We start from the raw sequence: 23,924 nt of genomic DNA, 5'->3' as shown, positions 1-23,924 counted from the left end.
CGGCCTGCGGGTTGGTTTTCCGTGCGGGGCTGGTTTCAGACGGCCTTTTGGGGTGTGAGGCCGTCTGAAAAAACGTTTTTGCGGCTTTCAGACGGCCTCAGAGGCCGTCCCAGCCTTGGAACATCAGGCCGAAGCCGATGCCGTTTTGCTTGTGGTTGTAGTCGATGAGGCTTTCGCCGTAGCCGTGGAAGCCGCGCACGATGCCTTGCAGCTTGCCTTTGATGGGGAAGGTGTAAGCCGCTTCGGCCGCGCCGTAGCCGGTGCGCGGGTTGTAGCGCAGCGTGGCGGACAGGTTTTTTTTGTCGTTGAAGCGGTATTGCAGTTTCAAATCGCCGTAGCCCATGTAGTCGGCCAAATCGGGGTTGTCGTTTTTGTCGCCCTTTTCATCGAACACGCGCGTCCACACGCGGGGGATGACGGTGAGCCGCCCCCATTCCATGCCCGCCATGGCGTAAACCCTGTTCCACGAGCGCGATTCGGGGCGGCTCTGGCCGTTGGACTGGTGGGCGAAACCCGCGCCGATCATGCGCAGGCGGCCGCCGAAGGGCAGCTTGGAGCGCACGGGCTGGGTGATGAAGATTTCGGGTTCGTAGTCGGTGTTGCGGAAGGGGGCGGAGCGGCGGCCCTGGGTGTAAATCTGCCAGTCGGATTTCTGCGTGTAGCCGAACCATAGGTCGGCGCGGCTTTTGAACAGGTCTTCGGCGATTTTGCTTTTGAAGGAAACCTGCATTTTGGTTTCGGTGCGTTTTTGGTCGGTAAACCGCTCTTGGGTGGTGGTACCGCGCGTGGGCGAGGAGGGCGTGCGGTTGGGGCTGCTGTTGTACCACACGGGCATGAGGTACATCGGGTTGTGTTCGCGCACAGTGAGGATGCCTCCGGGGCTGTTGGCGTCCAAATCGTACATGCGGCTCAGCGGCGTGTAGGCCTGCGCCGCGTCGGCCAGTTCCGCCGTGGGCACCGCTTCGCCGTTTTGGTGCTCCACCAGCACCGGCTCGCGCAATTGCACGCTTTCGCGCACGCTCTCCACGATGTCCGGCTGCGGCTTGGCCTCGGGCTGTGGCGATTGCACGCTGCGCTCGGGCGGAAACTGGGCGGCGAAGATTTTGTCGTAGCAGGCCAGGCGCAGCGCGTCGTCCTGCAACAGGGCGCATTGCAGGGCGGCATCGTCGGCGGCGCGGGCGGCTGGCAGCAGCAGGGCGGGGAGGAGGGCGGACAGGTAAAGCGTTTGTTTCATGCGGCTTGCTCCGGAAAAGGCGGTTGCGCGTGCGCCGTTATACACGGTTCGGGCGGCTGCAAAAAGCCCCCGCCAACCGCATGGCGGCGGCTTTCGGGGGCTGGTGTGCTTTCACGCGCGACTGCGTCAGGCCATGGCTTTGATTTTGGCCGACAGGCGGCTTTTGTGGCGTGCCGCTTTGTTTTTGTGGAACACGCCTTTGTCGGCGATGCGGTCGATGATTTTTACCGACTGCACGTAAACGGCCTGGGCGGCGGCTTTGTCGCCGGCTTCGACGGCTTTGAGGACTTTTTTCACTGCGGTGCGGAATGCGGTGCGCAGACCGGCGTTGTGGGCGCGGTTTTTCACCGCCTGACGGGCGCGTTTGCGGGCTTGTGCGCTGTTGGCCATATTGGTTGTCTCCTGAATAAGTGGAATTTTGCAAACCGCGCATTCTAATAAGCAAACCGCCCGAAAGCAAGGGTTTTTAGCATCGGGATCTGCCGGCATTCGGCTTGCGGGCGGCTTTTCAGACGGCCTCTGCGGCCGAAGCGGCACGCGCGATTGGCGGTCGTTTGCGCGGGCGGCGGGGAGACGGTTTGTTTAATATTTTGTTTTTTTGTAAAAAAACCGTTACAATCCGCCGCGTACCGGAATGTTCCGTTCCGGCGGATTTTTATATCAACAGCAAGGAATGATAGCCATCATGAAAAAAACCTTATTGACTGCAACGATTGCACTGGCACTGGCCGCCTGCGGTGGAAACGCCGGACAGACCGATCCGAAAGCCGAAGGCCAAACCCCTGCAACTGCCGCCAATAGCGGCGCGACCGACGCGCTGAATATCTACAACTGGTCGAACTACGTCGATGAAGAAACCGTTGACGATTTCAAAAAAGCCAACAACATCAAGCTGGTTTACGACCTCTACGAAAACAACGAAGCCCTTGAAGCCAAGGTGCTGACCGGCAAATCGGGCTACGATTTGGTTGTGCCCGGCATCGCCTTCCTGCCGCGCCAGATTCAGGCGGGGGCGTATCAGAAAATCAACAAAGACCTGCTGCCACACTATAAAGACATCAATCCCAAGCTGCTCGAAATGCTGGCCACTGCCGATCCGGGCAACGAATACGCCGTGCCCTATTTCTCCGGCGTGAACACCGTGGCGATTACCGCCAAGGGCAAAGAGGCTTTGGGCGGCAAGCTGCCGGAAAACGGCTGGGATCTGCTGTTCAAGCCCGAATACACGTCCAAACTCAAAGGCTGCGGTATCGCCATGTGGGACAGCCCCAGCGAAGTGTTCCCGATTCTGCTCAAATATTTGGGCAAAGACCCGGCCGGAAAAAATCCCGCCGACATCGCCGAAGCGGGCGAAGTGCTGAAAAAAGTGCGCCCCGACATCAAACGGTTCAGCCCCTCGCTGATCGACGAGCTGGCGCGTGGCGACGTGTGCCTGGCGGTGGGCAACGGCGGCGATTTGAACATGGCGAAAAAACGTTCCGAAGAAGCAGGCAACAAATTCGGCATCGAAGTGCTCAACCCCAAAGGCATGGGCTTTTGGATTGAATCATGGCTGATTCCGGCCGACGCGAAAAACGTGGTCAACGCGCACAAATACATCGACTACACCTTACAGCCGGAAGTGGCGGCGAAAAACGGCAACTACGTAACCTTCGCCCCCGCCAGCCTGCCGGCCAAAGCCCTGATGGATCAGAAGCTCACCAAAGTGCGCTCGATTTTCCCCACCGACCAGGACATGGCCGACGGCTTTGTGATGCCGCAGATGAGCAATGAGGCGAAAAAACAAACCGTTGATTTGTGGCAGAAAATCAAAGCGGGTAGCTAAACCGAGTGCCTGATTGGAAGCATGAAGAGGCCGTCTGAAAACCGCAAAACACAGTTTTTCAGACGGCCTCTTCGCAACAAAACTTAAAGAAATCATACACAGAAACAATGTTTTCCGTTATAATTGCGCCTCGTCGTTAAGACATTTCACAATATTTATTTTAAGGAAACTGCATTATGAAAAAATTGAAACTGACCGCCCTTGCTTCCGTCCTCGGCCTCGCCGCGTGCAGCAGCGGGGGGGGGGGACGACCGGCCCAATGTAAACCCCACGCCGAACACCAACGGCAACCAGAACAGCCAAAACGGCAACAGCAGCAACAACCAGTCGAAACCTTCTACACCTTCCAATCCGGGCACGCCCTCGCAGCCTGCCAATCCCTCCAAACCGGCAACGCCGAGCACACCGTCGAAGCCTTCCAATCCGACAACACCGTCGAAACCCTCCACACCAAGTACACCGTCCAAACCGAATACGTCTGCCTCAGCCCAAGGCGGCAATGCTTATGATGTTACTGGTTTGGCTAGGCATTTGCCCGAAAAAGTAACAAAAGCCAGTATCAGCGGCGACAAAGATTCCGTTATCACGATTGGCAGCCATAAGATTACTGTTGTCCGCCTGGGAATGACAGCCGGTAAATTACTGAAAGTTATTGATAAAAATGGCAGTATCGAAGTTAGCGGAAGCAACTTGAGCTATGTCCGTTTCGGTATGGCCACAGTTTTCACTTCAAGTGGAGCTGAGGAAAAAACGTATGAATTTGCTTACGGCAAGCTGACAGTCGCCAATGATGTGCCCGCATCCGGCAAGGCCACCTATAAAGGTTATGTGCATACCGAAACTGCTCTCGCAGGGTATCTTAATGCGTCTTTATTTAATGTTGATTTCGGCGAAAAAACTATTGACGGAAAGATTTATGACGCATCTGATGTGGCACCTTCCAAGGCTTATGTGGCTTTATCCGGAAAAATCAGCGGCAACTCGTTTAGCGGCACAAAAGGCGCAGTGGAAATGCAGGGCAATTTCTACGGCCCGAAGGCGGCCGAGTTGGGCGGCATTTTTAAAGGACAAACTGATTATGGCGAGAATAATGGAAACTATCTTGGCATAGTCGGCTCCTTCGGCGCGAAAAAACAGTAAGCCCGTCCGCCTTGCCAAGCGTCAGCCCGTCCGCCATACCGGCCAGACGGGTTTTTCCCTTTTTTTTCAGAAACGCCATCCCCGCACAGGCGGGGACGGCCTCTTTACCGCCATGCGCTATCCCATCCTGATACTCTGCGCCGCCGCCTGCGCGGCTGCCGCCGATCCCCTTTCCACGCCGCACGACGACAACCCCGACCCCAACCGTAGCCAAATCCGCCAAATGCAGCACGAAGCCCGTCTGCCCGCGTCCGAACATGAAGGAGACGACGGCTCTGTTTCCATGAGCGAAGACGAGCTGATCGCGCAGCCCGATTTGCTGCAAAACGTCCTCGACACCGCCGTGGCGCGGCAGCAGGTTGAAAACATCCGCTTCCTGCTGCCGCTTTACCGCCGTTTGGACGAAGAACGGCGCGACGCGGTGCTGGAAGACTACGCCGAATCCTTCCTGCTGCGCGAAGACGGGCAATATGCCCGCGCCGAAGAAAAGCTGCGCGGCATCCTTGCGCAAAACCCGGGCTACGCCCCCGTACGCCTGCAACTCGCGCTCACCCTGTCGCAAAGCGGCCAAACGCGCGAAGCCGCCGCCGAAGTGGCGGAAGTGAAGGAAACCTCCGAACTGCCGCCCGATGCGGCCGCCTTTCTCAACAGCTTTTCCGACTACCTCAAACGCGACCGCGCCTGGCAGTTTGACGCCAACGCCTACTACCTCGCCGATCGCAATGTCGGCCGCGCGCCGAAAGAGCGCGAATACGGCCCCTGGCGTTTCCCCGAACCCCGCGCCGCGCACGGGCTGGGCTACGATGCCTCCGCCGTCAAAACCCTGCCCGTAAAAAAACACTGGGCGGCGCGGGTGCAGGCTTCCGTTTACGGCAAATTCTATTGGGACGCGCACGATTACGACGATTTGAACGCCCGCATCGAAGCCGGGCCGGTGTACCGCAGCGGCAGCGGCGAAACCGCCCTGACGCCCTTTGCCGAAAAACGCTGGTACGGCACGGAAGCCTATTCGCACACCGCAGGCGGCGTGCTGCGCCGCTCGCACAATCTGTCGCCGAAAACCATGCTGTTTGCAAGCTGGCAGACGGGCTATAAAAAGCATGAAGAACGCGACTATCTCGACGGCGCAAGCCACGGCGGCGCACTCTCGCTGGTGTACCAAAGCTCGCCGCAGCAGTATTTCGTGTTCGGCGCGGGCGCGGGGCGCGAAAACGCCCGCGACCCTGCGGAAGCCTACCGCCACGCAAGCCTGCGCGCAGGCTGGACGCGCCGCTGGTCAGGCGGCGACGGCCTGCTTACTTCGCTTAACGGCAGCATCCGCCGCAGCCTTTACCGCAGCGAGGATTTTTTCAACATCCGCCGCCGCGACACGGAATATTTCGTCCTCGCCGCCGTCGGCCACAAAAAACTGTCGTGGAAAAGCTTCACCCCGCACCTGAACTGGACATGGTCGTATCTGGCAAGCAACCATTTCTACTACCGCCGCCACGAAAACCGCGTGTTTTTGGACGTGTCCAAACAGTTCTGACGAACCGCTCCATGTCCCGCTATGCCGAATCCGCCGTAGCCGAAGCAGGGTGTGCGGCGCAGCCACGCACGCGGCCTATGCCTTTCAGACGGCCTCCGCCGTGTACGCGGATTCAGCCTCCTAAGGCAGGGTGTGTCGCCACGAGGCGACGCACGCGGTTTTTATTGCGCAAAGGCCGTCTGAAAAATGCAAACCCGTTTTTCAGACGGCCTATCGTTTTCCAACACCGAATGCCGCCGTCCGCAGCAACCGCGTGCGTGGTTTGCGCCACACACCCTACCTAAGGGCAGAGGCCGTCTGAAAACCGTGTTTTACGGTTTTCAGACGGCCTCTTTGTTTGCGTTTCCGGCGCGGCGGTTTATTCGCCGTCTTCTTCGGGCAGGCGCAGGATGGCGAGGACGAAGCCGCCCCAGATCACCACCAGCGCGACCAGCATCATGACAATGGCGGAAGCGTTCATTTTTCGTCTCCTTTCACGTCTTCGGCGTCGGCGTCAAACGGTTCTTCCTTTTTCCACGGCAGCGCGCTCAGAAGCAGGCCGCCGGCAACCAGGGCCAGCGACATGCCCCAGCCGAATATGTTGAGAAACCAGTCGGGATAGCCGCCGTAGTTTTTGTCCAGCAGGCTGATGCTGTCGGAAACCAGCATGTAGCCGAGGATGCCGAAGGTGGCCGCCACGCAGGCGTACCAGATTTTGCCGACTTTGAACGAGGAGATGCCGTTGATGTGCGCGGCCAGCTTGGGTAGGGTTTTGGTGGCCGCCATCAGCAGCACATACAGGAAGCCCGAGGCGACGATGCCGTAGGCGTTGACGAATTTGTCGAGCACGTCGAGCACGGGCAGGCCGGTGGTTGTGCCGAACAGCAGCGAGGAAACAATCATCATCGGGATGCCCACGGCCAGTGTGGCGGATACGCGGCCGAGCCGCCATTTGTCCTGCACCGCCGCCACTATCACTTCCACAATCGAAATCATCGAAGTGATGCCGGCAAACACCAGCGAGGCGAAAAACAGCAGCCCCAAAAGCGTACCGAAGGGTGCCTGGTTAATGATGGTGGGGAAGGCGACGAAGGCCAGCCCCAGACCGGAGGCGGCCACTTCCGACACTTCCTTGCCCGCCGCCTGCGCCATAAAGCCCAGCGCGGCGAACACGCCGATGCCGGCGAGCACTTCAAAGCTGCTGTTGGCAAAGCCGACCACCAGCCCCGTGCCCGCCAAATCGGATTTTTTCTTCAAATAGGAAGAGTAGGTAACCATGATGCCGAAGCAGATGGAAAGCGAGAAGAAAATCTGCCCGTAGGCGGCAATCCACACGCCCGAGTCGCCCAGCTTCGACCAGTCGGGCGTAAACAGCGCGTCCAGCCCTTTGGCCGCGCCCGGCAGCGTCAGGGCGACGCCCACCATAATCAGGAACATAATCACCAAAAGCGGCATGAACACTGCCGAGGAGCGCGCCACGCCTTTTTGCACGCCCAGCACGATAATGGCGATGGTAAACAGCCACACGCCCAAGAGCGGCAGGAACACCGGCCACACCATGTCCAGGCTCACACCGGGGTCTTTGGCCATGCGCAGGTAGTCGTTGTAGAAAAACGCCTGCGGATCCGCGCCCCATGCGGCGGTGAAGGAAAACCAGGTGTAGCTGGCCGCCCAGCCGAGGATGACGGCATAGTAGATGCAGATGACGACGTTGGTCATCACGTTCCACCAGCCCAAAGGTTCGAGCCATTTGCGCACGCGGCGGAAGGCCAGCGGGGGCGAGCCGCGATAGCGGTGGCCGATGGCGTATTCCAAAAGCAGAAGCGGGATGCCCGCCGTGAGCAGGGCGACGAGGTAGGGGATGACGAACGCCCCGCCGCCGTTGTCGTAGGCGACATAGGGAAACCGCCAGATGTTGCCCAGCCCCACGGCCGAGCCGATGGCGGCGAAGATAAACGCCTTGCGGCTGGAAAAGGTTGCGCGTTGTTCTTGTTGTTCCGACACGGAACGCCTCCTTGATGTTGGCCTGCCCGTTTGCCGCCGTATGCAAAAGCAGAGGCCGTCTGAAAAACGGGCGGCGGGCAAAACGGGATAATAAAAAAGGCTGCCATCATACTGGTTTGTGTAAAGTTTTGCGAGTGCCAATTGCAAACAGATCCCGGCAGACAACAGTGGACAGAGAGCAGGCAAACAGGCTGTCTGAAAACGCAGCTTCGGCGCAGCCGAAACCGTCCGGCGCGGCGGCGCAACGCGCCCGCAAAGCAACGGCGTTTTCCCGTTACAGCAGAGGGCGGGCGGAATATGGTTTCATGGAGGAATTACTTGATGGACGGCAGCATTTTGGTTAAATTCGGTAAACAGAATTTTGTTGTTTTTAATCATCCGAACAAAGGAACAACCATGTTGAAATCCGCCGTTTTGGCCTTGGCCGCCGCCGTTTCGCTCAGCGCGTGCGTCGGCAGCCAGCCTTATGTCAGCCGCCTTTCCCCCGCCGAGTTGGAACAAAACGCCGAGGCCGTCAACCGCGCCGAGCGTGCCGAACGCGCCGAACGCCGCGCCGAAGACCGCGAAGAAATGATGAACGCCGCCGACGCCGTGCGCCGCGCCAACGAAGGCCGCCGCGTCTATATCCTGCGTTAAACCGCAAACATATTAAATAACAGGAACATAGGAGTTTGAACATGAAAGCATTAGCCGCCTCCCTGATGATCGCATTGGCCTTATCCGCCTGCACCAGCCCCGGCCAGTCGGTCGGCGACTACGCCATCGGCGACGACAACGCCGCCATCAACGCCGGCCGCAACCGCAAAGAAGCGCAAATCAGCCGCGCCCAGCTCGAACAGCACCGCCGCCAGCGCGCCAACGTGTCCGAAGAGCTGGCACTGGAACGCGAAAAACGCGCCAACAAGCACGACAGCATCCGTCAGGGCATGGGCACCGCCGCCGGTGCGGTCGGCCTGATCGGCGGCACGGCAGCCATCATCCGCGCCTTCCGTTAGGGTCTGTTTGCATTTGGTGTTACGGCGGTTTTTGCGCCATAAAACGGCAGCCATAAAACGGCATCTGCCGCGTTGCAAATCCCCGCAAGGTGTCCAACCTTGCTGCGGTTTGCGCCTCGCATCTGCCGATTTCTGACGCAAAACCCGCTGCGCAGACCAATTGCAAACAGCCCCCGGGCAAAACAGCGCAGCGCAAACCGTCGGCAGTGGGGTATCATTGCCGGCGGTTTTTGTCTTTTTGCCGAAAATAACAAGAGGCCGTCTGAAAAACCGTATCGCAGCTTTCCGGCTGCCTGCCCCCCCCCCATTCACCCTCCAAAGAAAGCGAGAAACCCCGTGAAACCGTTTATGTCCGCTGCTGCTGCCGCCCTCCTGCTGCTGGCCGCGTGCAGCCTGCCTGCTTCCGACGCAGGCGACGCAGACAAAACCACCCGCCAACAAATCGCCGCCGCCAAAGCCCAATGGCAAAACCGCGTGGACGAGCTGCCTGTCGGCGCAGATGAGGCGCAGATTAAAGACTGGCAGGCACGGCACGGCGTGAAACTGGACTACGACGCCGCCACCGCCAGCTACTCCTCCACCAACCTGCCGGACGGCCGCGCCGAAGTCCATGCCAAAAACAGAATCTGCGACGGCTATTTCCTTGTACTCAAACTGAAAATGGACAAGCAAAACCGCTTGCAGGGCAAAGAACTCAACTCATGGGGCAGCTGCCTGTGAAATATCAAGACCTGCGCGACTTCCTCGCCCAACTGGAACAACAAGGCAGCCTGAAACGCATCGCCGCCCCCGTCTCCCCCCATCTGGAAATCACCGAAATCGCCGACCGCGTGCTGCGTGCGCAAGGGCCCGCGCTCTTGTTTGAACACCCCGTGCGGCAAGACGGCAGCCGCTACGCCTACCCCGTGCTCGCCAACCTGTTCGGCACAACTGAGCGCGTCGCCCTCGGCATGGGCGCAAGCGACATCAGCCAGTTGCGCGAAATCGGCAAAACGCTCGCCTACCTCAAAGAACCCGAGCCGCCCAAAGGCATCAAAGACGCCTTCGCCAAACTGCCGCTGCTCAAAGACATTTGGAGCATGGCACCCAAAATCGTCAAAAACGCCCCCTGCCAGCAAATCGTGCTGGAAGGCGACGCGGTAAACCTGTACGACCTGCCCATTCAGCACTGCTGGCCGGGCGACGTCGCCCCGCTGGTAACGTGGGGCTTGACGGTAACGCGCGGGCCGCACAAAAAACGGCAAAACCTCGGCATCTACCGCCAGCAGCTGCTTGGCAAAAACAAACTCATCATGCGCTGGCTCGCCCATCGCGGCGGCGCGTTGGACTACCAAGCCTTCCGCGCCCAAAACCCCGACGCGCCCTATCCTGTTGCCGTTGTCCTCGGCTGCGACCCCGCCACCATACTCGGCGCAGTAACCCCCGTGCCCGATACCCTCAGCGAATACCAGTTCGCAGGATTATTGCGCGGCGCACGCACCGAACTCGTGAAGTGCCTCGGCAGCGATTTGCAAGTGCCCGCCCGCGCCGAAATCGTGTTAGAGGGCGTAATCCACCCCAACGAAACCGCGCTGGAAGGCCCCTACGGCGACCACACGGGCTACTACAACGAGCAAGACCACTTCCCCGTGTTCACCGTCGAGCGCATCACCATGCGCGAAAACCCGATTTACCACAGCACCTACACCGGTGCGCCGCCCGACGAACCCGCCGTGTTGGGAGAGGCTTTGAACGAAGTCTTCGTGCCGCTGTTGCAAAAACAGTTCCCCGAAATCGCGGACTTCTATCTGCCGCCCGAAGGTTGCTCCTACCGCATGGCAGTGGTGAGCATGAAAAAACAATACGCCGGCCACGCCAAGCGCGTGATGATGGGCTGCTGGTCGTTCCTGCGCCAATTTATGTATACCAAATTCATCATCGTGGTGGACGACGACATCAACGTGCGCGACTGGAAACAAGTCATCTGGGCCATCACCACGCGCATGGACCCTGTGCGCGATACCGTGTTGATGGAAAACACGCCGATTGATTATCTGGACTTCGCCAGCCCCGTCAGCGGCTTGGGCGGCAAAATGGGCTTGGACGCGACCAACAAATGGGCAGGCGAAACCAGCCGCGAATGGGGCGTGCCGATTACGCGCGACGCGGCGGTGGTGGCGAAAGTGGACGGGATTTGGGGGGAGCTGGGGTTGTGATACGGGTTTAAAATCGGTTTTAGCTTCGCAACTCCGCTGCGCTCCGCAGGCTGCCTCTGATGCCGTCTGAAAAATACGGAAAGGCCGTCTGAAAAAGCGGTTTCGTTTTTTCAGACGGCCTCTGCCGTTAGGGGCTGTTAACATTCAGCTTTTGACGCGGATTTTGCGTCATAAAACAGCATCTACCGCGTTGCAAATACTCTCAATGGGCGGTATAAGCTCGCATTTGCGCCTTGCATCTGCCGTTTTATGACGCAAAATCCGCGTCAAAAGCTGATTGCCAACAAACCCTAAGGAATCCCCATGCCCCGCCGCATCATTGCGTTTGTTTTTCTCGCCCTTTCCATCGTGTTTGTGGAACAAGCATTGGTGAACCATGCGTTTCAGGATTGGCTGTTTGCGCGGCATCACAACGTATTAAGCTGGTATGTCCGTCCGCTGCTGCTGATTCCCATCATGTTGGCGGCGTGGCGGCGCAGTTGGGCGGGGCTGATGGCGGGCATCTTCGCGCTGCTCACCAGCATGGCGTGGTTTCCCGCGCCCGCTGTTGCCGATGCCGATGTGGCGCGTTTTCTTGCCGATGAAATTGCTTTTTTGCGCGGCGGCTGGACGCTGCAAACCGGGCTGTACACGCTTGCCGTGCTGGCGTATTTCGCGCTGCTGGTCGGTATGGCATGGCAGCGCAGCGGCAAGGGCTTGGCAGCGGTTTTGGCCGCGGCGGCCTTGGGCAAAGTGGCGTTCAGCCTGATGGGCAGCGGCGCATCCGCCCGCGCCTTGGTTGCGCCCGCGCTGCTGGGCTTGGCGGCCGGGCTGGGCGCGGTGTGGTGGCGGGTGAGGCAGAAGTAAACAGGCGTAGCGTTAAGGCAGAGGCCGTCTGAAAAACAGGTTTTCAGACGGCCTCTGCGCGTTGTTCAGCTTTCCCAGCTGATTTCTTGGATTTCGCCGTCCGCCGCTACGGAAACCGCCAGAATCTCATCGCTGTTGTCGGGGTCTATCATATAGTCCAGCACCAGCGGGCTGCCTTCTTCATACGGGTCTTGGTGCCACAGCGCGATGCTGTGCAGGGTCATGGCGGCAACAAAGGCGGCGGGCGTGTCGGGCAGGGCGTCGCCGCCTTCCATTTCTTCGCGGTGGCAGGTGATGTAGATGTTGTCCTTTTCCAGATAGGCTTGCAGCGCGGCGCGGGCGCGGCTGTTCAGTTCGGCGAGGTTTTGCAGGCGTTCGGCAAACTGATCCAATTCGGCGGCATCCGGTTCGGTTTCTGCCGCCGCCCAAAGCTGGGTATTGACGGCCTGTCCGTTCAAATCGGTTTCGCTCTCCCAGAGTACGTCCACTTCTTCCAGCGCGTCGGTGTCAAGCTCGCCGAAATAGGGGTGGTTTAGGCTTGGCATTTTTTTTGCTCCTTAACGGGTAAAAAGGGAATGGAGTGATACAGTAAAGGCCGTCTGAAAGCGCGGCTTAGCCGCAGCCGAAACGGCAAATCCGTTTTTTCAGACGGCCTCAAAGCACGAAAAGGCCGTCTGAAAAGGTATGTTAGAATCCACAGCTTTTCAGACGGCCTGCATCCGCTGCGCCGCCATCAGAATCCGAACCATGTTATCCGACCCCGCCTGCCGCCTGGCCGAACTTGTCCGCCTGCTCGAAGAAGACGGCCATGTTTTCCCCGCCGACCCCGAAACCGTTACCGAATCGCTGCGCTATGAGGGAGGCGGGGCGGAGCAACGCCTGCTGCGCCGCGCCGCGCTGATCGACAGCGACGGCCGCCTCGCCGACGCGCTGCAACGCAGCCGCAGCGGCGTGTTCTGGCTGTGGGTGGTGGCCGCCACTCTGCTGTTTTCCGCCTCCTTTTCCGCCACTTACGCCCTGATGGACGAAAAAGGGCTGAATTTCTTCCTCGTCCTTGCCGGCGTGCTGGGCACCAATACCGTGATGCTGCTGGCCTGGCTGGCTGCCGCCGTTCTGCTGCGGCGCAAAGGCACGCTGCCGGTATCGAGTCCCACCGGCTGGCTGCACGGGCGCGATCCGGTCAGCCTCGCCCTGCTGCGCCTCACCGCCGCCGAATGGCGCAGGCCGGAAGCCCGCTGGCTGGCCGGCGCGGCCGCGCACAGCCTGTGGCTGGCCGCGCTTTGCGGCATGCTGGTGTGCATCCTGCTGCTGCTTTCCGTGCGCCAGTACACCTTCAATTGGGAAAGCACCCTGCTCGACGGCTCCGCGCTCGCGGGCATCGTCGCCGCGCTCGCCCGCCTGCCCGCCGCGCTCGGCTTCCCCGCGCCCGATGCCGCCGCCGTGCTGCACGGGCGCACGCACGGCAACGCCGCCGACGCGCAGGCTTGGGCGTGGCTGCTGGTCGGCTGCATCCTCTGCTACGGCATCCTGCCGCGCCTGATTGCGTGGGCGGCGTGCAAACTGCTGCTGCGCCGCGCCGCTTCTGGCCTGCCGCTGGACAAACCGTATTACCAAAACATCATCCGCCGCTGGCAGACGCAGATTACCGATGCCGACACGCAGGGCGAAAGCGTGCCCGTGCTGCCGCCCCCGCCGGCGGACACCGGCGCGGCGCAGTGGGCGGTGATGCTGGAAACCGCGTGGCCGGACAAAAACTGGCACCGCAGCGTGGCGGCGCGGCAGTGGCTCGATAAAGGCGTTGCCGACAGCCGCGACGCCGTGGCCGCGCTGCTGGCCGAATTGGCCGCGCAGCCGGTGCAGCTCCTGATCGGCATCCGCGCCCACACCGTGCCCGACCGGGGCATTCTGCGCCAAACCGCCGCCCTCGCCGCCGCCGCGCAAGGCGGCGCAATCGTGCAGCTATTGCAAGCCGACCCCGTACCCGAAGACGCGGATGACATCCTCAGCCAATGGCAGGCTGCCCTGTCCGAACGCAACATCCCCAGCCTGCTGCCGCCGCAGGCCGCGCAGCGGCGGCGCAAAACGTAGGCAGGGCAGGGGAACGAGGCCGTCTGAAAGCGCAGCTTCGGCGCAGCCAAAACCCTTGTTGTTCCGTCATTCCCGCGCAGGCGGGAATCTTTTTTGAAATTAGACAATGTTTGAAGAAACAAGCATTTGTCCAACCGCCAAGATTCCCGCCTGCGCGGGAATGACGGAAGGGTGGAATCATACGTAGGGTGTGTCGCCCGAGGCGACGCACGCGGTCTCTGCCATGCAACGGATTCTGTGTTTTCCCAAAAATCCGAAACCGCGTGCGTGGCTTGTGCCACACACCCTACTTCAACGGCAGAGGCCGTCTGAAAAGGCCATAAACGGCTTTTCAGACGGCCTCCAATGTATCCGTGCTGTCTCTCTACGCCGCCGCCGCGCCTTCCTCCTGCGCCGCGTTTTCGATCGTGCGCGATTGCAGGATTTCGGCCACGCCCAGGCCGATGCGGCGGGCGTAGTTGATGTCGTTGAGCAGCGAGGACGCCTGCCAGCCGTTGAGTTCCTTGTTGCGCAGTTTCACCATCACGCGGCCGCGGAAGGTTTCCAGCGAGTCGGTGTGGGTGCGCAGCTTGTCCAGCAGCGCGGCGCGTTCTGCGCCCGAGGGCAGATCGTCGGCGCGGCAGAAGAGGCGCAGGGTTTGGAACACGTGGCGGCGCAGGCGCAGGTAGTCGGCGGCGGCGGGCGAGGCGGCATCGGTCAGATACTGTTGCATGTTTTTCTGCAAATGCTGGCTTTCCTTTACCGTTTCCACGATGCGCCAGGCGGCAGTGTGGTCGCGCGTGAGCTGTTCCTGATGCGCGTTTTCCGACAAATCCAGCCGGCCGGTGAAGTCGAGTATCGCGCTGAACAGCGGCTTGATGCGCGTCTCGTAAAGCTGGGGCACGTCCAAATGCAGCGGCGGCACGGGCGCGGGCAGGTTTTTGCCGTCGGTTTCATCGTCGTACAAAAGCTGCGGCGGCACAAACAGCGCGTGGCACATCACCTCCATGCCCGCTTTGTCCAGATGGCGGATTTCGCGGCTCAACGCCATCAGCGCGGTTTCGGCCGACAGGAGCATATTGGCGTTGAGATACTGCGGCGCGGCGGCCGCTTCGGCGGGGGCTTTGTCGGGCAGGCGGCGGCATAGTTCGGCGGCCAGGCGGTTTTGCAGCTTCCAGAACACGGCGATGCCCAACAGGTTAAACAGGGTGTGGAACAGGGCCAGTTGCAGCAGCTCGTTCAGCCCCAGCCACTGCCCGGCCGCCATCACGAAATGCGTCAGCGGCCACCACGCGGCCAGCGACAGAGCCGCCGTTACCACGTTGAACAGCACGTGCGCCACAGCCAGCCGCTGTCCGCCGCGCTCGCTGCCGAGCATGCCCACCAGCGCGGTGGACACGCTGGTGCCCACGCAGGAGCCCACCGCCACGGCAAAGCCCTGCATCAGCGTGAGCTGCCCGCCCGACAAGGCCGCCAGAGCCAGAAGCAGCGTGGCGTGCGACGACTGCAACACCACCGTCAGCAGAAAGCCGACGGCGAAAAACAGCAGCACTTCGCCCATGCCGCCGATCTGCGTGCCGGAAAAATCGATGCCCGCGCCAAAGGCGTGGAAGCCGTTTTTGATTTCGTCCACGCCGAGGAAAATCAGCGCGACGCCCACCAGCACCCGCCCGAACGCGCCGCGCCGCTCGCCGAAAAAGCCCATCAGGATGCCGAACACCATCATCGGCAGCGCGGCGGGCGACAGGCTGATGTTCTGCCCCGCCGCCGCCAGCAGCCACACCCCGCCCGTCGCCCCCAGATTGGTGCCCAAAATAATCGCAATCCCGCCCGCGAGCGAAATCATCCCCGAGCTTAAAAACGCCATCGCCAGCAGCGCGACCAGCGTGCTCGACTGCAACACCAGCGTCGCCCCCGTGCCGAACAGCACGCCTTTGAACGGCGTGGAAGTGGACGCGCGCATCCAGCTTTCCAGCCGCCCGCCCGCCGCGTTGCGCAGCCCCTCTTCGATGTTCTGCATCCCGAACAGAAACAGCGCGAGTCCGTAGCACAGCCGCAGCCACGGTGGGCTGTATGCGAAACTCGCCGCCAGAGCCAGCAGCAGGACGGCGAACAAAAAATACTTCTGAACCAGCCTGACCATCTTTCGATTTCCCCTTTGCGCGTGCAGCCGAAAACGCCGCCATTCTAACCGAAAAGGCCGTCTGAAAAGGCAGCGCGGAGGCGTGAAGTGGTGCTTTCAGACGGCCTCTGCCGCGAAGGTAGGGTGTGTGGCGCAGCCACGCACGCGGATGATGGATTTCAGACGGTCTCTGTTGCCACAACACAGACCGCGTGCGTCGCCTTGGGGCGACACACCCTACGTTAGCCCCGTCCTTTCGTCATTCCCGCGCAGGCGGGAATCTTGTCGGGCTTCAAGCAATGGTTTGTTTCTTCAAGAATTGTTGAATATCAACCAAGATTCCCGCCTACGCGGGAATGACGGCATTTTTTGATTTTCTGCGGGCGTAGGTGTGGCGCAGCCACGCACGCGGCTTCGGATTTTGGGGAAGGCGCGGATTCGTTGCGCGGCAGGGAGCGCGTGCGTCGCCCCGGGGCGGCACACCCTACGTATGTTCCCGCCTTTCGTTATAGTGGATTAAGAGTAAAAATACCCAGTCGTAGGCCGGGCTTTAGCCCAGCAAAATTTCAGAGAAATAGTGGGTTAGCTGGGCTGAAGCCCAGCCTACGACGGATAGTTTTTATTTTATTCAACTATATTCCCGAGCAGGCTGGAATGAGGTTATTTTTTCAGACGGCCTCTGCTGCGAAGGTAGGGTGTGTGGCACAGCCACGCACGTGGTTTGGATTTTGGGGAAGGCGCGGATTCGTTGCGCGACAAAGACTGCGTGCGTCGCCTTGGGGCGACACATCCTACTTAAACGGCAAAGGCCGTCTGAAAAACCGTAAAACGCTTTTTCAGACGGCCTTTTCCTGCGCGCGCGCCTATTGCCCTTTGGGCACGGTGTCTTTGCTGTTTTGGTTGAAAATCAGAGAATTGGGTTTTTCTTTCAGCGTGTCGAGCAGGGGCTGCGCGTCGCCTAAGGTTCGGTCGATGCGGCGCAGGGTGTCCTGCACGTCGCGGTACACGGGCGAGGCGGGGGAGACGCCGCGCAGGGTTTGGCGCAGTTCGGCGAGGGTTTGGTTCAGCTCGGCGGGGATGGCTTGGGTTTGCGGTTTGGCCAGCAGGCTGTTGGCTGATTTGAGGGTGTGTTTGAGCTCGGCGAGGCTGCCGTTGAGTTCGCCCACGGTTTTGTCCAGCGGCAGGCGGTTGAGTTTGTCGAGCAGGGCGGAGAGCTGGTTTTGCAGGTCGTCGAGGCCGCCGCCGCTGCGGGTGGCGATGACGGGCACGCCGGCGTATTCGGCGGCGGGTTTGAGCGGCGCGCCGCTGCCGTTGTCGGCCAGTTCGATCATTTTGCTGCCGAGAATGAGGTTGTCGGCGGCGAGGGAGGCGGTGAGGCCGCGCGCGAAGGCAGTTTGCAGGGCGTTCTGCCAGTATTCGCGGCTTTCGTGGTCGGCGTTTTTCTCAATCAGGTGCGGTTCGATGCGCAATCGCACGGGGATGAGGCCGTCTGAAAACAGTTTGAGGCTGTCGCCGGGGGCGAAGTAGGGCACGTCGGCGACGCTGCCGACGCGCAGCCCTTTGTATTCCACGGGTGATCCGGCGGCGAGGCCGCGCACGGACTGTTTGAAAAAGGCGGTGTAGTAGATGGCGCGTTCGCCCGGCAGGCTGTCTGCGGCGGCGCGGTTGGCATACAGTTCGAACTGCTGGCCTTCGGCGGCGGCTTTGGCGGTTTTGTCGGGGGTGGAGAAGGCGATTGCGCCGGAGATGAGCGCGCCCAGCGGCGCGCTGTCGAGCTGGAAGCCGCCGCCGTCGGTGCGCAGGCGGATGCCGCTGTCGAGCCAGAAGCGGCTGCGGGCATTGATGAGGGTGTCGTTGGGGTGGCCGATGAAGACGGTGTAGTCGGTGCGGCGGGTTTCGGGGTCGAAATGCACGCTTTCCACCTGGCCGACGGGCAGGCTTTCGTACACCACGGGCGCGCCGATGTCGAGCATTTTGCCGACGCCGCCGGAGAGTTTCAGCCGCAGGCCGTCTTGGCCGAGCGCGGCCACGGGCGGGATGTCGGACACTTCGAAGGTGTCTTTGCTCTGCTCGGCCTTGCCGGGGATGAAGGCGATGTAGGAGCCGGAAACCAGGGTGTTGAGGCCGGAAATGCCGCTGCCGTCGATGCGCGGTTTCACCACCCAAAACTGGGTGTCGGTTTTCATCATGTCTTTCACGTCGGCATTGAGCTGGGCGGTAAGCTCCACGCCCTTGCCGTCGCCGCGCAGGCGGATGTTGGTGATTTTGCCGACGTTCACGCTCAGCACGCGCACCACGGTGTTGTTGACTTCCAGCCCTTCCGCGCTGTCGAGGTAGAGGGTGATTTTCGGGCCGGTGTTGCGGATGTGGTCGAACAGCAGCCAGCCGCCGACCAAAAAGGCCAAAAGCGGCACAATCCAGACAAGGGAGGCGGCGGCGTTGCTTTTGCGGACGCGCGAACGGGCGGGGACGGGGCTGGGCTGGGACATGGAAATGGGTGCGGTGCGTGGACAAAGGCGGCGATTATGCCGTTTCGCTGCGGCGATGGCAAACGCTCGCGGCATTCGGCGGCGCGGGCGCGTTTTCAGACGGCCGTAACGTATGTTAATATCCGTCCGCGAAAACGCGGCCTTTTTTAACAAAAGGCTTTTCTAATGTTGCAATTCAATCTGTTGAAACCAAGCAAATAAGGATAAAGAAATGAACCGTCGTCAGTTTATCGGCAGCACCGCCGCCGTTTCCCTCGCCGCCGCCGCCTCGCTGGCCAAAGCCCACGACCACGCCGGCCACAGCCACGCCGCGCCCGCCGCCGCCAACCCCTACGAAGCCGCCCGCGCCGCCGCCGGCCACTGCGTCGCCGCCGGCCAGGTGTGCCTTGCCCACTGTATCGCTTTGCTGAACAAGGGCGACACTTCCATGAAAGACTGCTCCGTCGCCGCCAACCAGATGCTCGCCCTGTGCGGCGCGCTGCAAAACCTCGCCGCCCAACGCTCGCGCCTGACCCCCGCGCTGGCCAAAGTGTGCGCCGAAGCCTGCAAACAATGCGCCGCCGCCTGCAAGGAACACGCCGCCCACCACGCCGAGTGCAAAGCCTGCTACGAATCCTGCACCGCCTGCGCCAAAGCCTGCGAAGCCATCGCCGCTTAAACGTTTGCGGTTTTGACGGGATTTAAAAGTGTTAAGAGGCCGTCTGAAAACCTGTTTTACGGGTTTTCAGACGGCCTCTTGTTGTTTGGGCAGAGTGTGTGGCACGGCCGCGCACGCGGTTGGGGTTTTGGGAAAAGGCGCGGATTTGTCGGGCGGCAGGGAACACGTGCGTGGCTGCGCCACACACCCTACGTAAGGCGCGGGCGGCAGTGGGAGGCCGTCTGAAAAACGGTTTTAAGGATTTTCAGACGGCCTCTTCCATTCGGGTAGGGTGGGTCTTGACCTGCCATAATCGCCGCAACGTGCCGATCCCGCAAACGGTGGGTCGAGACCCACCCTACGAATCGCGCAAAACGCAGAGGCCGTCTGAAAGTCGGCTTCAATGAAGTTAAAACGTGAAAACGGGTTTTGGCTGCGCCGAAACTTTTTTTCAGACGGCCTCTGCCATTCGGTAGGGTGTGTCGCCCGAGGCGACGCACGCGGTTGGGATTGAAGGGGCGGGGCGGTTTGTGCAACAAAGACTGCGTGCGTGGCTGCACCACACACCCTACGTAAGGCACGGGTGCGTTCAGTCCAGCAGCAGGCTGTCGTCGGTGATTTCGCCGCCGCGCGTTTGGCCGAAGAGTTCGAGCAGGTCGGGCACGTCGAGGCCGGCGCGTTTTTCGCCGCCGACGTCAAGGACGACGCGGCCCTGGTGGAGCATGACGGTGCGGCTGCCGTAGTCGAGTGCCTGGCGCATGGAGTGGGTAACCATCATGGCGGTGAGGCGGTTTTCGGCGATGGTTTTTTCGGTGAGTTCGAGGACGAAGGCGGCGGTTTTGGGGTCGAGGGCGGCGGTGTGTTCGTCGAGCAGGAGGATTTTGCTCGGCTGCAGCCCGGCCATGAGCAGGCTGACGGCCTGACGCTGGCCGCCGGAGAGCAGGCCGATGCGGTCGCTGAGGCGGTTTTCGAGGCCGAGTTTGAGGGTGGCGAGTTTTTCGCGGAACAGTTCGCGCTTTTGGCGGTTGAGGGCGGGGGCAAGGCTGCGGCGGCGGCCGCGCGAGTAGGCCAGCGCCATGTTTTCTTCAATGCTGAGGGTGTCGCAGGTGCCGGTGAGGGGGTCTTGGAAGACGCGGGCGACGAGGCCGGCGCGTCGGCGGGCACCGAGGCGGGTTACGTCGCGGCCGCCGATGCGGATGCGGCCGCCGTTTACCATGATGTCGCCGCTTATGGCGTTGAGCAGGGTGGATTTGCCCGCGCCGTTGCTGCCGATGACGGTGATGAATTCGCCTTCGGCGATGTTGAGGCTGATGCCGCGCAGCACGGGGGTGGCGGCGGGAGTGCCGGGGTGGAAGGTTACGGTGAGGTTTTCGGCCTGCATCATGGCGCGTGTTTCCTTTTCAGACGGCCTTTGACGGCGGGGATTTGCAGGGCGGCGACGACGAGCAGGGCGGTGATGAGGTTGAGGTCGGTGGGGCGCACGCCGAGGTTTTGCAGGGCGTCGTTGCCCAGGGCGAAGGCGATGATCAGGCGGTAGACCACTGCGCCGAGGACGGCGGCGAGGGTGAGCAGGACGATGCGGGAGGAGGGGAGCAGGTTTTGGCCGATGATGACGGCGGCCAGGCCGATGACGATGGTGCCGATGCCGCCGGTGATGTCCGCGCTGCCGCTGGTTTGGGCGAAGAGCGCGCCGCCGAGGGCGACGAGGGCGTTGGAGAGTGCCATGCCGAGGATGATCATGCCGCCGGTGTTGACGCCCTGGGCGCGCGCCATGCGTGCGTTGACGCCGGTGGCGCGCACGGCGAGGCCGGTTTGGGTGTTGAAAAACCAGTCGAGCAGCAGTTTGGCGGCGAGGACGAAGCCGGCGGCCACGAGGGGCTGCACCCAATACTGGTTGGAAAAGTCGGCGGCGACGAAGGGGGAGAACACGCTGGGGGTGTCGATAAGGGGGAGGTTGGGCGAGCCGCCGGCGATGCGCAGGTTGAGCGAGTAGAGAGCGACCATGACGAGGATGCCGGAGAGCAGGGGCAGGATGTTGAGGCCGACGTGCAAGAGGGCGGTGGCCGCGCCCGCCGCCGCGCCGGATGCGAAGGCGAGGAGGCAGGCGAGCCAGGGGTTTATGCCCGCGCCGACGGACACGGCGAACACGATTGCGCCCAGCGGGAAGCTGCTGTCGGCGGTGAGGTCGGGGAAGTCGAGGATGCTGAATGAGATGAGCACGCCGAGGGCGACCAGGGCGTAGATCAGGCCGGTTTCGATGCCGCCGAAGAAGGCGATAAGGGACATGGGCGGGGGTCTTTCGTGGGGGCGGGCGGGTGGGCGGTTTCGCTTTGCCGGAACTTTGTTTTCAGACGGCCTGCGCCGCCGCTGCGGTGGAGGCCGTCTGAAAACGGGGTTTGGCGGTTTATTCTTTGATTTTTTTGGCTTCGGAGAGCAGCTCGGGCGGCAGGGCGATGCCCAGCGCGGCGGCGTGTTTTTTGCTGAGGTAGAGTTCGAGGCGGTCGAGTTTTTCCGAGGGCATGTCGCCCGGTTTCGCGCCTTTGAGGATGGCGGCGGTCATGCGCCCGGCCTTCTGCCCCGTGCCGAAGGAATCCATGCCCATCGCCGCCACCGCGCCGCGCGTTACCGAGTCGGCATCAGAGGCCACCAGCGGGATTTTGCTCTCGCTTGCGGCTTTGTACATCGATTCGTAGGCGGCGACGACGTTGTTGTCGAGCGAGGTGAAAATCACGTCGGCCCTGCCCGCGAGGCTGCGGGCGGCGGTGAGCACGTCGGCGGAGCGGGCGGCGGGGGCTTCGGCCACCTGCAAGCCCTCTGCGGCGGCTTTTTCTTTCAGGCGGTTGAGCACGGTAACGGAATTGACTTCGCCCGGGCTGTACACATAGCCGATGGTTTTCAGATTGGGCACCAGTTTTTTCATCAGGCCGATTTGCGGGCCTACGGGCAGTTCGTCCGACACGCCGACGATGTTGGTGCCCGAGGGGGCGAAGCTGCCGACCAGTTTCGCGCCCACGGGGTCGGTAACGGCGGTGTAAACGACGGGGACGGTTTTGGTGGCGGCTGCGGCGGCCTGCGCGCTGGGGGTGGTGATGGCGACGATGGCGTCGGGCTGGTCGCCGGCGAATTTTTTGGCGATTTGCGCGGCGTTGGCGGTGCTGCCCTGCGCGCTTTGGAAATCGATGACCAGGTTTTTCCCTTCTTCAAAGCCTTCGGCTTTCAGGCCGTCGATTACGCCGGCGCGGATGGTGTCGAGGGCGGGATGGTCGGCGATGGCGGTGATGGCCACTTTTTTCACCGCCGCCGCAGCGGGGGCGGACGCGCCGGATCCGGCGGCGGTTTTCTGTTCGGCGGGCGAGCAGGCGGCCAGCACGGCGGCGGCGAAAAGGGAGCATACGGCGGCGGTTTTTGCGTTCATGGCGGCGGGTTCGGGGCGGATGAAAAGGCGCGATTATAGCGTTTTTTTGTAAGGATTTGTCAGCGAAGAGGCCGTCTGAAAAACAGTTTTCAGACGGCCTCTTCGCCAAATCGGCGGCGTGTTCAGACGGCCTGCGCGCCATCTGCCTGCGCGGCGGCCTCCTGCGGCTGCGCGGCTTCCAGCCTGGCCAGCCGCGCTTCCAAGTCGGCCAGCTTGGTGCGGGTTTTCACCAGCACCTGCTGCTGGATGTCGAATTCCTCGCGGGTAACCAAATCCATCTTGCCGAACGCGCTGCCGAGCATGGCCTTGATGTTTTTCTCCACATCTTTGGCCGGGCTGTTGGCGATGGTTTCGCTGATTCTGCTTGAAATCTCTTCTAAAACGGTTGAACCGAACATGGCTGTTTCCTTATATATAACGTGCGTTGCGAAAGACGCGGCATTGTATAGCGAAACCGGCGGCAGGCAAAATCCCGCAGGGGAAGAGAGGCCGTCTGAAAACGCATGCGGCGGCGTTTCCGACGGGGAAACGCCGCTTTTCTCCTGATAATGCTTACCAAACTGCGCAAACTTGCTACAATCGCCGCTTTCCAACCATCCCGCAAGGAGACCCGCCATGATGAAAAAAACCATGTTCGCCGCCGTATTGGCCGCCGCAGCCGCTGTTTCGTCCGCCGCGCAGTACGAAATCGACCCCTTCCACTCCAACGCCCGCTTTGAAATCGACCACTTCGGCACCAGCAGCAACGTGGGCGGCATCTACAAAGTGAGCGGCACGGTGGACTTCGACGCGGCGAAAAAAACCGGCAAAGTGGAAGCCCTGCTGCCGCTGGCCAACCTGCAATCGGGCAGCGACGAGTTTACCCACCATCTGAAATCGGCCGACATCTTCAACGCCGAAAAATACCCCGAAATCCGTTTTGTGTCCGACAAATTCGTCTTCAACGGCAACAAAGTCGCCGCCGTGCAGGGCCGCCTGACCATGCTGGGACAGACCCATCCGGTTACCCTCAAAGCCACCAAGTTCAACTGCTACCAGAGCCCGATGAAAAAAACCGAAGTGTGCGGCGGCGACTTCTCCGCCATGATCGACCGCACCAAATGGGGCGTGGACTACCTGGTCTCCGCCGGCATGACCAAAAACGTGAAGCTGAACATCCAAATCGAAGCGGCCAAGAAATAAGGCCGTCCCCGCCGGTACTCTTTCAGAGCATAAACGCGGGGATGACGCTTCCGAAAACAGGCTTTGAGGCCGTCTGAAAACCGCAAATACGGTTTTCAGACGGCCTTTTATTTGCCGCCCCTGACGAATCCAAGGCAGGGTGTGTCGCCCGAGGCGACGCACGCGGTCTCTGCTGCATAACCAATCCGCGCGGTTTCCCCACAAACCCGAAACCGCGTGCATGGCTTGCGCCACACACCTACCTTGGCGGCAACGGGTAGTTTGGT

At 61.2% G+C, this 23,924-nt stretch carries 23 protein-coding genes; 12 read left to right on the top strand and 11 right to left on the bottom strand.

What is annotated here, in order from left to right:
- Positions 1–97: 97 nt before the first annotated feature.
- The gene (locus tag H3L91_RS10290; RefSeq protein ID WP_007343790.1) at positions 98–1,234 is read right to left on the bottom strand and encodes a phospholipase A; all 1,137 of its coding nucleotides are present in this window, start codon (positions 1,232–1,234) and stop codon (positions 98–100) included.
- A 126-nt stretch (positions 1,235–1,360) separates the two neighbouring features.
- Positions 1,361–1,624 (bottom strand): 30S ribosomal protein S20, encoded by a 264-nt coding sequence (gene rpsT / locus H3L91_RS10285; RefSeq protein ID WP_007343788.1) that lies wholly within the window; start codon positions 1,622–1,624, stop codon positions 1,361–1,363.
- A gap of 295 nt (positions 1,625–1,919) precedes the next feature.
- Here rpsT and H3L91_RS10280 point away from each other — a divergent pair, with 295 nt between their 5' ends.
- The 4 genes from H3L91_RS10280 (at position 1,920) to H3L91_RS10265 (ending at position 5,727) form a co-directional block, all read left to right on the top strand.
- Positions 1,920–3,059: an extracellular solute-binding protein gene (locus H3L91_RS10280; protein WP_040659135.1), complete on the top strand. Its 1,140-nt coding sequence runs from the start codon at positions 1,920–1,922 to the stop codon at positions 3,057–3,059.
- A 176-nt stretch (positions 3,060–3,235) separates the two neighbouring features.
- Positions 3,236–3,568: a hypothetical protein gene (locus H3L91_RS12195; protein WP_220457344.1), complete on the top strand. Its 333-nt coding sequence runs from the start codon at positions 3,236–3,238 to the stop codon at positions 3,566–3,568.
- 22 nt (positions 3,569–3,590) lie between these two features.
- The gene (locus tag H3L91_RS10270; RefSeq protein WP_040659131.1) at positions 3,591–4,199 is read left to right on the top strand and encodes a transferrin-binding protein-like solute binding protein; all 609 of its coding nucleotides are present in this window, start codon (positions 3,591–3,593) and stop codon (positions 4,197–4,199) included.
- A gap of 112 nt (positions 4,200–4,311) precedes the next feature.
- A complete protein-coding gene (locus H3L91_RS10265; RefSeq protein WP_007343784.1) occupies positions 4,312–5,727 on the top strand; it encodes a porin family protein in 1,416 nt (471 codons plus the stop codon).
- 358 nt (positions 5,728–6,085) lie between these two features.
- Here the strand turns inward: H3L91_RS10265 and H3L91_RS10260 are convergent, their stop codons facing one another.
- Positions 6,086–6,187, bottom strand: a complete 102-nt coding sequence (locus tag H3L91_RS10260) for a methionine/alanine import family NSS transporter small subunit (protein ID WP_040659129.1) — start codon at positions 6,185–6,187, stop codon at positions 6,086–6,088.
- Positions 6,184–7,710 (bottom strand): sodium-dependent transporter, encoded by a 1,527-nt coding sequence (locus H3L91_RS10255; protein ID WP_007343782.1) that lies wholly within the window; start codon positions 7,708–7,710, stop codon positions 6,184–6,186. The genes H3L91_RS10260 and H3L91_RS10255 overlap by 4 nt, the downstream gene beginning before the upstream one ends.
- Positions 7,711–8,106: 396 nt before the next feature.
- Here H3L91_RS10255 and H3L91_RS10250 point away from each other — a divergent pair, with 396 nt between their 5' ends.
- From H3L91_RS10250 to H3L91_RS10230, 5 genes are all read left to right on the top strand, one after another.
- Positions 8,107–8,346 (top strand): hypothetical protein, encoded by a 240-nt coding sequence (locus H3L91_RS10250; RefSeq protein ID WP_040659695.1) that lies wholly within the window; start codon positions 8,107–8,109, stop codon positions 8,344–8,346.
- A 41-nt stretch (positions 8,347–8,387) separates the two neighbouring features.
- Positions 8,388–8,705 (top strand): NGK_0946 family protein, encoded by a 318-nt coding sequence (locus H3L91_RS10245; RefSeq protein WP_040659127.1) that lies wholly within the window; start codon positions 8,388–8,390, stop codon positions 8,703–8,705.
- Positions 8,706–9,041: 336 nt separating this feature from the next.
- Positions 9,042–9,425, top strand: a complete 384-nt coding sequence (locus tag H3L91_RS10240; RefSeq protein ID WP_154647223.1) for a hypothetical protein — start codon at positions 9,042–9,044, stop codon at positions 9,423–9,425.
- Positions 9,422–10,900 (top strand): 4-hydroxy-3-polyprenylbenzoate decarboxylase, encoded by a 1,479-nt coding sequence (gene ubiD, locus H3L91_RS10235; RefSeq protein WP_040659693.1) that lies wholly within the window; start codon positions 9,422–9,424, stop codon positions 10,898–10,900. The genes H3L91_RS10240 and ubiD overlap by 4 nt, the downstream gene beginning before the upstream one ends.
- Positions 10,901–11,203: 303 nt before the next feature.
- Positions 11,204–11,746: a hypothetical protein gene (locus H3L91_RS10230; protein ID WP_007343775.1), complete on the top strand. Its 543-nt coding sequence runs from the start codon at positions 11,204–11,206 to the stop codon at positions 11,744–11,746.
- A gap of 65 nt (positions 11,747–11,811) precedes the next feature.
- Here H3L91_RS10230 and H3L91_RS10225 read toward each other — a convergent pair whose 3' ends face one another.
- On the bottom strand, positions 11,812–12,291 hold the full coding sequence (locus H3L91_RS10225) for a DUF2004 domain-containing protein (protein ID WP_007343774.1): 480 nt from the start codon (positions 12,289–12,291) through the stop codon (positions 11,812–11,814).
- A 202-nt stretch (positions 12,292–12,493) separates the two neighbouring features.
- Here H3L91_RS10225 and H3L91_RS10220 point away from each other — a divergent pair, with 202 nt between their 5' ends.
- Positions 12,494–13,834: a DUF2868 domain-containing protein gene (locus H3L91_RS10220; RefSeq protein ID WP_040659125.1), complete on the top strand. Its 1,341-nt coding sequence runs from the start codon at positions 12,494–12,496 to the stop codon at positions 13,832–13,834.
- Between the two features lie 364 nt (positions 13,835–14,198).
- Here H3L91_RS10220 and H3L91_RS10215 read toward each other — a convergent pair whose 3' ends face one another.
- Complete coding sequence (locus H3L91_RS10215) at positions 14,199–15,929, bottom strand: Na/Pi cotransporter family protein (protein WP_244958461.1); 1,731 nt, start codon at positions 15,927–15,929, stop codon at positions 14,199–14,201.
- An 869-nt stretch (positions 15,930–16,798) separates the two neighbouring features.
- Positions 16,799–18,424, bottom strand: a complete 1,626-nt coding sequence (pqiB, locus tag H3L91_RS10210) for an intermembrane transport protein PqiB (protein ID WP_007343770.1) — start codon at positions 18,422–18,424, stop codon at positions 16,799–16,801.
- Positions 18,425–18,635: 211 nt separating this feature from the next.
- On the opposite strand from pqiB, the gene H3L91_RS10205 reads away from it, so the two are divergent.
- Positions 18,636–19,082, top strand: coding sequence for a four-helix bundle copper-binding protein (locus H3L91_RS10205; protein ID WP_007343769.1), 447 nt, complete (start codon positions 18,636–18,638; stop codon positions 19,080–19,082).
- Positions 19,083–19,650: 568 nt separating this feature from the next.
- Here the strand turns inward: H3L91_RS10205 and H3L91_RS10200 are convergent.
- From H3L91_RS10200 to H3L91_RS10185, 4 genes are all read right to left on the bottom strand, one after another.
- Positions 19,651–20,445: an ABC transporter ATP-binding protein gene (locus tag H3L91_RS10200; RefSeq protein WP_007343766.1), complete on the bottom strand. Its 795-nt coding sequence runs from the start codon at positions 20,443–20,445 to the stop codon at positions 19,651–19,653.
- Positions 20,442–21,347, bottom strand: coding sequence for an ABC transporter permease (locus H3L91_RS10195; protein ID WP_007343765.1), 906 nt, complete (start codon positions 21,345–21,347; stop codon positions 20,442–20,444). Before H3L91_RS10195 ends, H3L91_RS10200 begins: the two co-directional genes overlap by 4 nt.
- Before the next feature lie 118 nt (positions 21,348–21,465).
- A complete protein-coding gene (locus H3L91_RS10190; RefSeq protein WP_007343764.1) occupies positions 21,466–22,476 on the bottom strand; it encodes an ABC transporter substrate-binding protein in 1,011 nt (336 codons plus the stop codon).
- A 122-nt stretch (positions 22,477–22,598) separates the two neighbouring features.
- Entirely contained in the window at positions 22,599–22,874 is a 276-nt protein-coding gene (locus H3L91_RS10185) for an accessory factor UbiK family protein (protein WP_040659122.1), read from the bottom strand.
- Positions 22,875–23,094: 220 nt separating this feature from the next.
- Here H3L91_RS10185 and H3L91_RS10180 point away from each other — a divergent pair, with 220 nt between their 5' ends.
- Positions 23,095–23,658 (top strand): YceI family protein, encoded by a 564-nt coding sequence (locus H3L91_RS10180; RefSeq protein ID WP_040659691.1) that lies wholly within the window; start codon positions 23,095–23,097, stop codon positions 23,656–23,658.
- The last annotated feature ends 266 nt before the right edge of the window (positions 23,659–23,924 follow it).

Origin of the sequence: Neisseria bacilliformis (genome assembly GCF_014055025.1) — a bacterium.
GTDB lineage: Bacteria > Pseudomonadota > Gammaproteobacteria > Burkholderiales > Neisseriaceae > Neisseria > Neisseria bacilliformis.
The sequence above is the reverse complement of the archived record's forward strand: the minus strand, read 5'-3'. Positions and strand labels throughout refer to the sequence as shown.